This window comes from Halomonas ramblicola (assembly GCF_030409215.1).
GTDB classification, from domain to species: Bacteria; Pseudomonadota; Gammaproteobacteria; order Pseudomonadales; family Halomonadaceae; genus Halomonas; species Halomonas ramblicola.
Genome location: NZ_JAUFPL010000032.1, coordinates 484,865 through 497,134, shown reverse-complemented (window position 1 = coordinate 497,134; position 12,270 = coordinate 484,865). Strand labels below are relative to the sequence as shown.

The window sequence follows — 12,270 nt, the reverse complement described above, 5'->3', positions numbered from 1 at the left end:
GGCCCTCAGGCATCTTCCTCGCGCTCCAGGTCGATGTAGAGGCTCTCCAGGTGGTCGGCGCTGGGCGTCGCCTCGCCGGTGAGTCGGTGGTAATCCTCCAGCGACATCAGCACCGCGTGGGGGCCGTTCCTGCGCGTGATGACGATCGGCTGGTGGCGATCGCAAACCTTGTCGCACAGCTGCTTGAGCTTGTCGCGTGCCTTGGCGAGGGTGATGACCTCGAGATCCATAGCGTCTCTCCCGTGGCTGTTGGAGTTAAGTCTAGCCGACTCCGCCACCCCCCTCGCCCGGGGCCAGCGCAACGGGCATCCCCAGGCTAGCCGGAACGGCGCCCCGCCATGCGCTCCAGCACGTCCTCGTCGCCGCTGCGGCGGTGCCAGATCGCCATGCCCACGTGGCCGACGATCAGCACCAGCAGGGTCCAGCCCAGCAGCCCGTGGAAGATGCCGCCGACGGCGGTCATCCACTCGATCTCGCCCTCGAAGCCCGGCATCAGCGGGATGCCGAACGGCGCGAAGGCGCGGCCGGAGCCGTACTGGCGGATCAGCGCCACGGCGGGGATGCTGATCATCAGCAGGTAGAGTGACAGGTGGCCCAGGGTGGCGACGGCGTTGACCGCCGGTGGGCGACGCGGGAGGTCGAGCAGCGCCCAGGCCAGGCGCACGATGGCCAGCAGCATCAGCAGGGCCCCGTTGACCTTGTGGGTGGCCCAGAGGGCCTCGTCCAGGGCACTGTCGGGAGCCAGCACGTGCGCCCCCACGGTGATGAACTGCCAGGCGAACAGGGCCGCCATGCCCCAGTGCAGGAAGCGGGTGAAGCGTCCGTAGTGGGTGGCCGGTGCGTTCATGAGGGTCCTCCCGGGGGAGTTGGTGGATGGCATGACGCCATCCTAGCCACCAAAGGCGCAGCGATTGTGAAAGTGGGAGCCGGCGCGTTACGCGTGGGGGCATGGTAGCCCTTCTGCTCGTCGGGTAGGCGCCTTCGGGAGGCGTGCATGGCTCGGCGCCGGGGATCCGGTATCCTAGGCCGTGGTTTCCCGCAAGGAGAGAGGAATGGACAGCACCCTGGACGCGATCATCGTGGGCGGCGGCATGGTCGGCGCGGCCGTGGCGGCGGCGCTGGGCCAGGCCGGCCTGGCGGTGGCCCTGGTGGAGGGCGGCGCGCCGCCCGCGGCCATCGCCGACGACGAGCCCTTCGACCTGCGCGTCTCCTCGCTGAACCTGGCCTCGCAGCGCCTGCTCGAGTCGGTGGGCGCCTGGCAGCGCCTCCCCGCCGCGCGGCGCAGCGTCTTCCGCCACATCCACGCCTGGGACGAGGACGAGCGCCGCGCCATCCGCTTCGCCGCCGGCGACCTGGGGCTCGAGGACTTCGGCCACTTCGTCGAGAACAGGGTGATCCGCCGCGCCCTGTGGCAGCGGCTGGCCGAGCTGCCCAATGTGGCGGTGCACTGCCATGCCGGGCCGGTGGCGCGCATCGGCGGCGGCGAGCGCAGCCTGCTCGAGCTCGACGACGGTCGCCTGCTGGCCGCGCGGCTGGTGGTGGGCGCCGACGGGGCGGGCTCGCGGATGCGCGAACTGGCCGGCATCGCCACCCGGGACGCCGACTACCACCAGCGCGCCCTGATCGTGAACGTGCGCACCCACCTGCCCCAGCAGGACGTGAGCTGGCAACGCTTCACCCCCGAGGGGCCCCAGGCCATGCTGCCGCTGCCCGGCCCCCACGCCTCGCTGGTGTGGTACGCCGGCCCCGAGGCGACCCGCGAGCGCGAGGCGCTGGACGACGCGGCGCTGCGCCAGGCCATCGAGCGCGACTTCCCCGCACGGCTGGGCGGGGTGGAGGCGGTGCTGGGGCGCGCCAGCTTCCCCATCCGCCGCCGCCACGCCGAGCACTACACCCGCCCGCGCCTGGCCCTGGTGGGCGACGCCGCCCACGTCATCCACCCACTGGCCGGCCAGGGCCTCAACCTGGGCCTGCAGGACGCCGCCACCCTGAGCGAGCGGGTGATCGCCGCCCATCACGCCGGCCGGGACCCCGGCGGGCCCGGGCCCCTGGCGGCCTATGCCCGCCATCGCCGCCCCCAGGTGCTGGCGATGATCGCCGCCACCGAGGCCTTCCACCGCGTCTTCACCGGGGCGGGGCCGCTGCGCCGGGCGGGCGCCGCCGGGCTGTCGGTGGCCGAGCGCCTGGGCGGCGCCAAGCGCCTGGTGATGCGCCAGGCGCTGGGGTTGTAGGCCCTTCTTGCCAGCAGTGCTAGGCTTCGAAGGCCGGCCCCCAAGGAGATCGCCATGCCTCGCCTCGCCCGCCTGACCTGCCTGCTCGTCCTGCTGCTGCCGCTGCCCGCCCTGGCCCAATCCACGCCGGAGGCGGAGTGGCAGGCCTACGAAAGGGCCCTGGCCGACGGCGCCCGCCACGCCGGCTACTGGCAGGCCGGCTGGACCACCGTCTACGCCGGCAGCCTGGCGTTGAACGCCTGGCAGGCCAGCGAGGCGAGCGACCGCGACGACCGCTTCGACGCCCGGGTGGGGGTGGTGAAGTCGACGCTGGCGCTGGGCGGCATGCTGTTCGACCGCCAGCCGCACCCCGCCGCCCTGCGCGAGCTGCGCGACGGCGACGACGACGTGGCGCGCGCCCGGGCGCTGCTCGAGTCGGTGGCCGCCGAGGAGCGCCGGCGGCGCAGCTGGCGCGCCCGCCTGGGCTCGCTGGCGGTGAACACCGCGGCGGGGCTGGCCATCGCCGTAGGCGACGACCGCGAGCGCGACGGCGCCATCAACTTCGCCACCGGCATGCTGGTCAGCGAGCTGCAGCTGCGCACCCAGCCGGGCCAGGCCACGGCGGCGATCAATCGCTTCCAGCCGGTGAGCGTCTCGCTCGGCGACCTGCGCCTGGAGGGCGAATACGCCTTCCTGGTGGGCCCGCAGCAGTTGGGCCTGGCCCTGCGCTACTGATCGCCCCTTCCGGTGCTGGCCAGCCGCGCTATTGTTATGTTATAACTTCCGCCGATTTTTCGGAGGATTCCCCATGGCACACCGCGCACACCGGCACCGCCCGGAAGGGCCCTGCCATTTCTCGCTGATGTCGCTCTCGGCGGCGCGTCGCCTGCTGCTGGCGGCGCTGCCGCTGCTGGTCCTGTGGCTGACGGTGGCCTGGGCCGCCGGCTGGGGGGGCTGATGTCGCGCCTGCAACTCGACGACCTGACCCTGGCCCGCGGCGGGCGCACCGTGCTGGAGCACCTGGAGGGGCGCTTCCAGGACGGTGCCGTCACCGCCCTGCTCGGCGCCAACGGCGCCGGCAAGAGCACCCTGATCGCGGCGATCATGGGCATGCTGCGCCCGGTGGCCGGCCGCGTGAGCTGCCAGGTGCCCAGGGAGCGCCGCGCCTGGCTGCCCCAGCAGCTGGCGCTGGACCTCACCTTCCCGATGAGCGTCGAGGAGCTGATCATGACCGGCTCCTGGCCCAGCCATGGGGCGGCCAAGGGCTACTGCGCGGTGCACTACCGCCGCGGCCGCGAGATCATGGCGCGGCTGGGCATCTCGCACCTGGCCCACCGCCAGCTGGGCGAGCTCTCCGGCGGCCAGCGCCAGCGCGCCCTGCTCGGCCGTACCCTGATGCAGGAAGCCGAGCTGCTGCTGCTCGACGAGCCCTTCGCCAACGTCGACATGGAGACCGTGGACGTGCTGATGGACGCGCTGCGCGACATGGCCCGGGAGGGCGCCACCATCATCGTGGTGCTGCACGACCTCGAGCAGCTCTCGCGGCTGGCCGACGACGTGCTGCTGCTGGCCGGCGGCCACGGCCGCTGGGCGAGCCCCGAATCGTTGCTCGAACGCTACGCCGGCCAGGCGTCCCGCGCCCCGCGCCTGCCGCTCACCTTCCCGGATGCCCTCGATGCTGGAACTGCTTGACGCCTGGCTGCTCGCCCCCTTCGACTACGGCTTCATGAAGCGCGCCCTGGTGGCCGGCCTGGCGCTGTCGCTGGCCGCCCCGCCGCTGGGGGTCTTCCTGATGCTGCGCGGCATGAGCCTGATCGGCGACGCCATGGCCCACGCCATCCTGCCCGGCGTGGCGCTGGGCTTCCTGCTGGCCGGCTTCTCGCTGCCGATGATGAGCCTGGGCGGGGTACTCTCGGGCCTGCTGGTGGCGGTGCTGGCCGGCAGCGTGTCGCAGATGACCGGCCATCGCGAGGATTCCGCCATGGCCAGTTTCTTCCTGATCTCGCTGGCCGGCGGGGTGATGCTGGTGTCGCTGGGCGGCAGCAGCGTCGACCTCACCCATGTGCTGTTCGGCTCGATCCTGGCCGTCGACACCACCGCCCTGCTGCTGATCGCCGGCATCAGCAGCCTGATCGTGGTGACCCTGGCGGTGATCTTCCGCGCCCTGGTGGTGGAGTGCCTGGACCCGCTGTTCCTGCGCGGCCAGGGCAGCCCGGTGGGGCTGGTGCACGGCCTCTTCCTCGGCCTGGTGGTGCTCAACCTCACCGCCGGCTTCCAGACCCTGGGCACCCTGATGGCCGTGGGCCTGATGATGCTGCCGGCCACCACCGCGCGCTTCTGGAGCCAGCGCCTGGAGGGCCTGATCGGCATCGCCATCGGCGTGGCCCTGGTGTCGAGCACCGGCGGCCTGCTGCTCTCCTATCACCTCAGCCTGCCCTCGGGCCCGGCGATCATCCTGCTGGCCGGCGCCGCCTACCTGGTCTCGGCGCTGGTGGGCCGCCACCACAGCCTCACCCACCGCCTGCGCCGCCGTGCCACGCCGCTGGGCGCCCCCGAAACCGACTGACCCCAACGGAGCCTTTCCATCATGCGTTTTCCCAAGCCCCCTGCCGCCCTGCTGGGCCTCGCCGCGCTGCTGGCCCTGCCCACCGTCCAGGCCGACGAGCGGGTGAAGGTGCTGGCCAGCTTCAGCATCCTCGCCGACATGGTCGAGAACGTCGGCGGCGAGCACGTCGAGGTGGCCACCCTGGTCGGGGCCGACGGCGACGCCCACGTCTACTCGCCGCGCCCCACCGACGCCCGCGCCCTGGCCGAGGCGGACCTGGTGGTGTTCAACGGCCTGCGCTTCGAGGGCTGGATGGAGCGCCTGGTCGATTCCAGCGACTATGCCGGGCCATTGGTGGTCACCACCGACGGCATCGAGCCCCCGGCCTCCGGCGGCCACGAGGCGCATGACCACGGTCACGATCATGGACATGACGATCACGACCACGGCGACCAGGACCCCCACGGCTGGCAGGACCTGGCCAACGGCGAGGTCTACGTGGCCAATATCCGCGACGGCCTGATCGAGGCCGACCCCGACAACGCCGAGGCCTACGAAGCCAACGCCGAGCGCTACCTGGAGGAGATCGACGCCGCCGACGCCGAGATCCGCGAGCTGCTGGACGAGATCCCCGCCGGCACCAGCGTGATCACCGGCCACGACTCCTTCGGCTACTTCGCCGCCGCCTACGACCTGCGCTTCCTGTCGCCGGTGGGACTCTCCACCGAGGCCGACCCCAGCGCCGCCAACATGGCCGAGCTGATCGACCTGATCGGCGAACAGGACGTGCGCGCGCTGTTCCACGAGAACATGACCAGCCCGGCGATCATCATGCAGCTCGCCGAGGAGACCGGCCTGCCCATCGCCGGCACCCTCTACGCCGACGCCCTGGCCAGCGAGGGCGAGGCCAGCACCTGGCTGGGCATGATGCGCCACAACGCCCGCACCCTGCACGACGCCCTGGCCGAGCCTGGCCACGGCGACCACGACCACGACCACGACCACGACCACGACCACGACCACGACCACGACCACGACCACGACCACGACCATCAGGATCATGGCCACGCCCACTGAGCGATAACCCGCCCCGACAACGCCGCCTTCGGGTGGCGTTGTCGGCCTCGGCCGGTGCAGTGCTAGACTCTTCATGAGTCTTTCACGCCCGGAATCTCACCATGCGTCTCAGCATCCAGCAGCGCCATCTCATCCTCGCCATCGCAAGGCGGCTCGTCGGTCGCGACGTGGAAGTCCGCCTGTTTGGCTCACGCCTGGACGATACTCGCCGCGGCGGTGACCTGGACTTGTTGCTGGTTTCCCCCACCCCCATCTCGCTCCTCGCGCGCGCCGAGCTGAAACAGGCATTGGAGGAGTCCCTGCAACTGCCTGTGGATATTGTGACTTATACACAGGACGATGAACCGACTCCCTTCCAGGCCATCGCCCTCCACCAGGCACGGCCCATCACGGCCGAGGATGCTGCATGAGCTTTCTGGGGTGCTCTTTCAGGCCTCTCGGCACCTCGTGACCTTGAGCATCGAACAACTAGGTATCCCACCCGCCAGCCGGGACTTCGCGGAAGAGTTCGAACGTATCTTCGCCTGAACCAGCGGCTGTGCCACCATCATCGGCTGTTGAACGCCAGGGAAGCCGCCATGCTCGAGTTCCGCCAGGTACACAAGGCCTATGCCACGCCCCAGGGGCCGCTCGAGGTGCTGGGCGGGGTCGACCTGACGCTGGCGGCGGGGGAGAGCCTGGCGCTGATGGGCGAGTCGGGCAGCGGCAAGTCGACCCTGCTGCACCTGGCCGCCGGCCTCGACCTGCCCGATGCGGGCGAGGTGCGCCTGGCCGGCCGGGCGATCTCGGGGCTCGCCGAGCCCGAGCGGGCGCGGCTGCGCCGCGAGTCGCTGGGGCTGGTGTTCCAGCAGTTCCACCTGGTGCCGAGCCTGACGGTGCGCGACAACCTGCGCCTGCAGGCGCGGCTGGCCGGCCGCGACGACGCCGCCTGGTCGGCCGAGCTGGTCGCGCGGCTGGGCCTCGCCGGGATGGAGCGCCGCTACCCGGAGCAGCTCTCCGGCGGCCAGCAGCAGCGCCTGGCCATCGGCCGCGCCCTGGCGCCCCGCCCGCCCCTGCTGCTGGCCGACGAACCCACCGGCAACCTCGATGAGGCCAGCGCCGATGAGGTGCTGGCCCTGCTGCTGGAACTGGTCCGCGAGACCCGCTGCGCGCTGCTGATGGTGACCCACAGCCCCCGGGTCGCCGCCCCCCTGGACCGCCGACTGAGGCTCTCCCGCGGCCGGCTGACCGCCCCGCAGGAGGCGCCGGCCTGATGCCCACCCTGCTCGCCACCCTGCTCTCCCACTACCGTCGCCATCCAGGCCAGCTCGCCATGCTGCTGCTGGGCCTGTGGGTGGCCAGCGCGCTGTGGAGCGGCGTGCAGGCGATCAATGCCTCGGCCCGCGACAGCTACGCCCGCGCCGAGGCGCTGTTCACCACCGACCTCGACCGCCTGGAGCGTCGCGACGGCACGCCCCTGACCCGCGACGACTTCCTCGCCCTGCGACGGGCGGGCCTGCCGGTCTCGCCGCTGCTGGAGGGGGAGCTGGAGGCGCCGGACGGCACCCGCCTGACGGTGATCGGCATCGACCCGCTCACCCTGCCCGGCGACAGCGCCTTCGCCACCGCCGGCAGCTCTTCCTCATCAAACCCGGGCGAACTCACCGGCTTCCTGACGCCGCCCTGGCAGGCCCGGGTTGCCCCGGACACCCTGCCCGCCCTGGGCCTCGATGCCGGGTCGTCCGAGGACGCCACCCCGCGCCTGGCGGCGGGCCGGCTGCCGCCGCTGACCCTGGCGCCCGCGCTGCCCCCGCAGACCCTGGTGATGGATATCGCCGCCGCGGCCGAACTGCTCGACACGGGCGAGCGCCTCTCGCGCCTGGTCACCGCCCCAGGGGCGCTGGATGCGCCGCCGCCGGGGCTGTCGCTGACCCGCGCCGCCACCCTGGTGTCGCCGGGCCAGCTCACCCAGAGCTTCCACCTCAACCTCACCGCCCTGGCGCTGCTGGCGCTGGTCGTCGGGCTGTTCATCGTCCAGGCGGCGCTGGGCCTGGCCCTGGAACAGCGCCTGGGCATGCTGCGCACCCTGCGCGCCCTGGGGGTACCCGGCCGCGCCCTGGTCGGCGGCCTGGCGCTGGAGCTGCTGCTGCTCGGCAGCCTCGGCGCCCTGGCCGGCATCGCCGGCGGCGTCTGGCTGGCCCGGGCGCTGCTGCCCGACGTGGCCGCCACCCTGGGCAGCCTCTACGGCGCCGGGGTGGGCGTGGAGCTGCGCCTGCCCTGGCACTACTGGGCCGGCGGCCTGGCGGTGACCCTGGCCGGCCTGTTGCTGGCCGGCGCCGGGGTACTGTGGCGGGCCGCGCGCCTCACGGTGCTGGACCTGGGCCGGGCCCAGGCGTGGCGCGCCGGCTACCAGCGCCAGCTCCGGCGCATGGCGCTGGCCGGCGGCCTGGTGGCCATCGGTGGGTTGGCGGTGTGGGCCTGGCTGTGGCGCCAACCCGCCGGCGAGGGGCTCACGGCCGGCTTCATGCTGATGGGCGCCCTGCTGCTGCTGGGCGCGCTCTGGCTGCCGCCGCTGCTGGCCGCGGCCCTGGCGGGGCTCGCCCGCCTGGTCCGACGGCGCCCCCTGGCCCAGTGGGCCCTGGCCGACCTGCAGTTGCAGCTGCCGCGGCTGTCGCTGGCGCTGATGGCACTGCTGATCGCGCTGTCCGCCAGCCTGGGGGTCAACAGCATGGTGGGCGGCTTCCGCCTCACCTTCCTGGAGTGGCTGGACCAGCGCCTGGTCGCCGACCTCTACCTGGACCCGCCGGCGGAGCGCTTCGATGCCATCCACGCCTGGCTGGGCGAGCGCCCCGAGGTGGCCGAACGCCTGGCCACCCGCCAGGGCGAGACCACCCTGCTGGCGGTGGTACGCGACGGCGAGAGCCGCGCCCGGGAGCGGCCGGTAGAGCTCTTCGGCATCACCCCGGGCACGCACCTGACGCCCAGCTGGCCGCTGCTCGCGACCCGCGAGGGCCGGCAGGCGGCGTGGTCGGCGCTCGAGGCGGGCGAGGCCTTCGTCAACGAGCAGCTGGCCATCGCCGAGGGGCTGGCCCCCGGCGACCGCCTGACCCTGGCCGCCCCGGACGGCCGCGCGATCCTCGAGGTGGCGGCGGTCTACCCCGACTACGGCAACCCCCGCGGCGAGGTGCTGCTGGCCACGCCCCGCCTGGGCGAGCGCTTCGCCGCCCCGCCGGGCTCCATTGGCATCGTGCTCGCCGAGGGCGCCGACCCCGCCGCACTGGCCGAAGCCCTCGCCGTACGCTTCGCCCTGGGCCGCGACGCTCTGCGCGATCAGCGGCAGGTGAAGCGCGTGGCCACCGAGATCTTCGAGCGCACCTTCACCATCACCCGGGCGCTCAACGCCCTGACCCTGGCGGTGGCGGCCCTGGCGCTGCTGGCCAGCCTGCTGGCCCAGGCCCGCGAGCGGCGGCGCCGGCTGGCCCCGCTGTGGGTCCTGGGCGTGCCGCGGGGCCGCCTGGTGTGGGTCCAGCTCGCCCAGCTGGGCGGGGCGGCCCTGGCCACCGGCCTGGTCGCCGTGCCGCTGGGCATCGCCATCACCTGGGGACTGGTGGAGGTGGTCAACGTGGCCGCCTTCGGCTGGCGGTTGCCGCTGCACCTCTTCCCGGGCGAGATCGCCCTGACCCTGGCCACCGCCGTGGCGGTGGCACTGCTCGCCGCCGGGCTGCCGGCGCTGCGCCTGTGGCGCACCCCGCCGCGGGCGCTGCTGGCCGAGGAGGCGGCGGCATGATGGCGTGGCGGGCGAGGCACGGCTGGCGGGCCCGGATCGGCGGGGCGCTGCTGGTGCTGGGGTTGAGCGGCTGCGGCGAGGCGCCCGACACCGGCGGTGGCGCCGGCATCGCCGACCTGGGCGAGTCGGCGGAGGATTATCGTCAGGCCGGCCCCGACCAGACGCTGGCGTTTCCCGAGGACCACGGCGCCCATCCCGACTACCGCATCGAGTGGTGGTACCTGACCGCCAACCTGGAGGACGAGCACGGCGAGCCGCTGGGCCTGCAGTGGACCCTGTTCCGCCGGGCCCTGTCTCCCCCGCAGCAGGCGCCAGCGGATGAGCGTCCCGGCCCCTGGCTGGCCGACCAGTTGTGGATGGCCCATATGGCGGTGTCCCGCGGCACCACCCACCGGGTGGCGGAACGCTTCGCCCGCAGCAACCCCTCGGCCGACGCTCTCGATGGCCAGGCCGGCGCCGTGGCGGCGCCCTTCCGCGCCTGGCTCGACGACTGGCGGCTGGAGAGCCGGGGCAACGCCTCAGGGGTCGAGAGCTTCGAGCGACTGACCCTCTCCGCCTTCGACGGCGAGGGCGACGAGCGCTTCGGCTACCGCCTCGAGCTCACCGCCGAGGGGCCGCTGGTGGCGCACGGCGACGACGGCTTCAGCCGCAAGGCCGCCGACGGCCAGGGCTCGATGTACGTCAGCCAGCCGTTCTGGCGCGTGGAGGGCGAGGTGACCCTGGACGGCGAGACGCACGAGGTCAGCGGCCGCGGCTGGCTGGACCGCGAATGGAGCAGCCAGCTGCTGGGGCCCGGTCAGGCGGGCTGGGACTGGTTCTCCCTGCACCTGGACGACGGCCACAAGCTGATGGCCTTCCGGCTGCGCGGCGGCGGCGAGGCCGGCGGCGACTACCGCTCCGGCACCTGGATCACGCCGCAGGGCGAGCCCCGGCCCCTGGCACCGGACGAACTCCTCCTTACGCCGCTGGCCAGCTCCACGGTGGCCGGCCGCGAGGTGCCGACCCGCTGGCGGCTCGAGGTGCCGCCGGCCGAGCTCGACCTGATCGTCGAGGCGCCCCACAGCGAGCGCTGGATGGACACCAGCGTGCCCTACTGGGAGGGCGAGGTGGTGGTTCGCGACCGTGACGACGACGCGCCATTGGGCGAGGGCTATCTGGAGATGACGGGCTATTGATCCCCTGGAGCAAGCGATGAACCAACTGGACGCCATGACCGCCTTCGTGCGCGTCGCCGAGCTGGGCAGCTATACCCGCGCCGCCGAGGCGCTGGACCTGTCGCGCACCCGGGTCTCCCGCCAGGTGATGGAGCTGGAGGAGCACCTGGGGGTGCGCCTGCTGCAGCGCACCACCCGGCGGCTGCACCTCACCGAGGCCGGCGAGCGCTACCTGGCCCGGGCCCAGGGCATCCTGCAGGCCCTGGAGGAGGCCGCCGACGAGGTGGGCAGCGGCACCGGCGAGATCCGCGGCCGGCTGCGGGTCAACGGCCCGATGAGCTTCGGCACCCGCCACCTGGCGCCACTGGTGACCCGCTTCATGGTCGAGCACCCGGCCCTGGAGGTGCGCCTCGACCTCAACGACCGGCGCGTCGACCTGCTGGAGGAGGGCTACGACCTGGCGATCCGCATCGGCAGCCTGCCCGACTCCAGCCTGGTGGCGCGTCGCCTGACCCGCTGCCGCCTGCTGCTGTGCGCCTCGCCCGACTACCTGGCCGCGCACGGCGAGCCGCGCCACCTGGAGGAGCTGGCCCACCACCGCTGCCTGCGCTACCGCACCGGCGGCAGCGGCGGCGACTGGCAGTTCGGCGGCCGGCGCCTGGCCACCCGCGGCCCCCTGGAGAGTAACAACGGCGACGTCCTGACCCTGGCCGCCGAGGCCGGGCTGGGCATCGCCCAGCAGCCCAGTTTCCTGGTCACCGAGAGCATCCGGGAGGGCCGCCTGGTGCCACTGCTCGGCCACGAGCCCCCGGTGACCCTGGACGTCCACGGCCTCTACCCGGCCCGGCGCCACCTGCCGGCCAAGGTCGAGCGCTTCCTGGCGTGGCTCGCCGAGGCCTGGGGCGACCCCCCGAGCTGGGAGCGGGAGCTGGGGCTGTAGCCCCGCTCACCCGGCGGCAGTCATAATTGTCGCCTTATCCGCAACAGTTATTTGCGAATCCTGCGGATTATCTCCGTCTTCGCCCCGGCTAGAGTGACAGCCATCGACAACACACCCCGACGGAGATCACGACCATGACTACCCAAGCCCTTGCCGCAAACCGCACCGACGACCTGCAGCCCCACGCCATCGCCCTGCTGCGCATCGCGCTCGGCGTCATGACCCTGGCCCACGGCCTGATGAAGGTGTTCGTCTTCACCGTGCCCGGTACCGTGGGCTACTTCGAGTCCCTGGGCCTGCCCGGCGTCCTCGCCTACCTGACCATCCTCGCCGAGGTCGGCGGCGGCCTGGCGCTGATCCTCGGCCTCTTCACCCGCTGGGTGAGCCTGGCCCTGGTGCCGGTGCTGCTCGGCGCCGCCTGGGTCCACCTCGGCAATGGCTGGGTGTTCTCCAACGAAGGCGGCGGCTGGGAGTTTCCGGTGTTCTGGACCCTCGCCCTGCTGGTGCAGGCCGGCCTGGGTAGCGGTAGCCTGAGCGTCAGCCGCCGCTTCGCCTGAGCCGCGCCCCTCGACTTCCGC

14 protein-coding genes are annotated in these 12,270 nt (G+C 73.1%); 12 read left to right on the top strand and 2 right to left on the bottom strand.

What is annotated here, in order from left to right; translation table 11 throughout:
- Positions 1–5 precede the first annotated feature (5 nt).
- Both QWY80_RS16385 and QWY80_RS16380 read right to left on the bottom strand, forming a co-directional pair.
- Positions 6–230, bottom strand: a complete 225-nt coding sequence (locus tag QWY80_RS16385; RefSeq protein WP_290233809.1) for a type II toxin-antitoxin system Phd/YefM family antitoxin — start codon at positions 228–230, stop codon at positions 6–8.
- Positions 231–316: 86 nt separating this feature from the next.
- Complete coding sequence (locus QWY80_RS16380) at positions 317–847, bottom strand: cytochrome b (RefSeq protein ID WP_290233807.1); 531 nt, start codon at positions 845–847, stop codon at positions 317–319.
- Positions 848–1,052: 205 nt separating this feature from the next.
- Between QWY80_RS16380 and QWY80_RS16375 the strand changes: the two genes are divergently transcribed.
- The 12 genes from QWY80_RS16375 to QWY80_RS16320 all read left to right on the top strand — a co-directional run bounded on the left by QWY80_RS16375 (position 1,053) and on the right by QWY80_RS16320 (position 12,249).
- Entirely contained in the window at positions 1,053–2,231 is a 1,179-nt protein-coding gene (locus tag QWY80_RS16375; RefSeq protein WP_290233804.1) for an FAD-dependent monooxygenase, read from the top strand.
- A gap of 54 nt (positions 2,232–2,285) precedes the next feature.
- Positions 2,286–2,945, top strand: a complete 660-nt coding sequence (locus QWY80_RS16370; protein ID WP_290233801.1) for a hypothetical protein — start codon at positions 2,286–2,288, stop codon at positions 2,943–2,945.
- Positions 2,946–3,018: 73 nt separating this feature from the next.
- Positions 3,019–3,168, top strand: coding sequence for a hypothetical protein (locus QWY80_RS16365; RefSeq protein ID WP_290233798.1), 150 nt, complete (start codon positions 3,019–3,021; stop codon positions 3,166–3,168).
- Positions 3,168–3,902 (top strand): metal ABC transporter ATP-binding protein, encoded by a 735-nt coding sequence (locus QWY80_RS16360; protein WP_290233796.1) that lies wholly within the window; start codon positions 3,168–3,170, stop codon positions 3,900–3,902. Before QWY80_RS16365 ends, QWY80_RS16360 begins: the two co-directional genes overlap by 1 nt.
- Positions 3,886–4,776 carry a metal ABC transporter permease gene (locus tag QWY80_RS16355; protein WP_290233793.1) on the top strand — a complete coding sequence of 297 codons (891 nt, stop codon included), beginning with the start codon at positions 3,886–3,888 and terminating at the stop codon, positions 4,774–4,776. Before QWY80_RS16360 ends, QWY80_RS16355 begins: the two co-directional genes overlap by 17 nt.
- 21 nt (positions 4,777–4,797) lie before the next feature.
- Entirely contained in the window at positions 4,798–5,832 is a 1,035-nt protein-coding gene (locus QWY80_RS16350) for a metal ABC transporter solute-binding protein, Zn/Mn family (protein ID WP_290233792.1), read from the top strand.
- A 101-nt stretch (positions 5,833–5,933) separates the two neighbouring features.
- Positions 5,934–6,242: a nucleotidyltransferase domain-containing protein gene (locus QWY80_RS16345; RefSeq protein ID WP_290233791.1), complete on the top strand. Its 309-nt coding sequence runs from the start codon at positions 5,934–5,936 to the stop codon at positions 6,240–6,242.
- A gap of 168 nt (positions 6,243–6,410) precedes the next feature.
- Positions 6,411–7,085 carry an ABC transporter ATP-binding protein gene (locus tag QWY80_RS16340; protein ID WP_290233790.1) on the top strand — a complete coding sequence of 225 codons (675 nt, stop codon included), beginning with the start codon at positions 6,411–6,413 and terminating at the stop codon, positions 7,083–7,085.
- Positions 7,085–9,598: an FtsX-like permease family protein gene (locus tag QWY80_RS16335; protein WP_290233789.1), complete on the top strand. Its 2,514-nt coding sequence runs from the start codon at positions 7,085–7,087 to the stop codon at positions 9,596–9,598. The genes QWY80_RS16340 and QWY80_RS16335 overlap by 1 nt, the downstream gene beginning before the upstream one ends.
- Positions 9,595–10,773 carry a lipocalin-like domain-containing protein gene (locus QWY80_RS16330; protein ID WP_290233786.1) on the top strand — a complete coding sequence of 393 codons (1,179 nt, stop codon included), beginning with the start codon at positions 9,595–9,597 and terminating at the stop codon, positions 10,771–10,773. Before QWY80_RS16335 ends, QWY80_RS16330 begins: the two co-directional genes overlap by 4 nt.
- 16 nt (positions 10,774–10,789) lie before the next feature.
- A complete protein-coding gene (locus tag QWY80_RS16325; protein ID WP_290233783.1) occupies positions 10,790–11,692 on the top strand; it encodes a LysR family transcriptional regulator in 903 nt (300 codons plus the stop codon).
- A gap of 134 nt (positions 11,693–11,826) precedes the next feature.
- On the top strand, positions 11,827–12,249 hold the full coding sequence (locus QWY80_RS16320; RefSeq protein ID WP_290233781.1) for a DoxX family protein: 423 nt from the start codon (positions 11,827–11,829) through the stop codon (positions 12,247–12,249).
- Positions 12,250–12,270 lie beyond the last annotated feature (21 nt).

Excerpts from the sequence above, each read along its gene's own strand:
- QWY80_RS16385 (WP_290233809.1), bottom strand. The coding sequence starts at position 230 with ATGGATCTCGAGGTCATCACCCTCGCCAAGGCACGCGACAAGCTCAAG.
- QWY80_RS16380 (WP_290233807.1), bottom strand. The coding sequence starts at position 847 with ATGAACGCACCGGCCACCCACTACGGACGCTTCACCCGCTTCCTGCAC.
- QWY80_RS16375 (WP_290233804.1), top strand. The coding sequence starts at position 1,053 with ATGGACAGCACCCTGGACGCGATCATCGTGGGCGGCGGCATGGTCGGC.
- QWY80_RS16370 (WP_290233801.1), top strand. The coding sequence starts at position 2,286 with ATGCCTCGCCTCGCCCGCCTGACCTGCCTGCTCGTCCTGCTGCTGCCG.
- QWY80_RS16365 (WP_290233798.1), top strand. The coding sequence starts at position 3,019 with ATGGCACACCGCGCACACCGGCACCGCCCGGAAGGGCCCTGCCATTTC.
- QWY80_RS16360 (WP_290233796.1), top strand. The coding sequence starts at position 3,168 with ATGTCGCGCCTGCAACTCGACGACCTGACCCTGGCCCGCGGCGGGCGC.
- QWY80_RS16355 (WP_290233793.1), top strand. The coding sequence starts at position 3,886 with ATGCTGGAACTGCTTGACGCCTGGCTGCTCGCCCCCTTCGACTACGGC.
- QWY80_RS16350 (WP_290233792.1), top strand. The coding sequence starts at position 4,798 with ATGCGTTTTCCCAAGCCCCCTGCCGCCCTGCTGGGCCTCGCCGCGCTG.
- QWY80_RS16345 (WP_290233791.1), top strand. The coding sequence starts at position 5,934 with ATGCGTCTCAGCATCCAGCAGCGCCATCTCATCCTCGCCATCGCAAGG.
- QWY80_RS16340 (WP_290233790.1), top strand. The coding sequence starts at position 6,411 with ATGCTCGAGTTCCGCCAGGTACACAAGGCCTATGCCACGCCCCAGGGG.
- QWY80_RS16335 (WP_290233789.1), top strand. The coding sequence starts at position 7,085 with ATGCCCACCCTGCTCGCCACCCTGCTCTCCCACTACCGTCGCCATCCA.
- QWY80_RS16330 (WP_290233786.1), top strand. The coding sequence starts at position 9,595 with ATGATGGCGTGGCGGGCGAGGCACGGCTGGCGGGCCCGGATCGGCGGG.
- QWY80_RS16325 (WP_290233783.1), top strand. The coding sequence starts at position 10,790 with ATGAACCAACTGGACGCCATGACCGCCTTCGTGCGCGTCGCCGAGCTG.
- QWY80_RS16320 (WP_290233781.1), top strand. The coding sequence starts at position 11,827 with ATGACTACCCAAGCCCTTGCCGCAAACCGCACCGACGACCTGCAGCCC.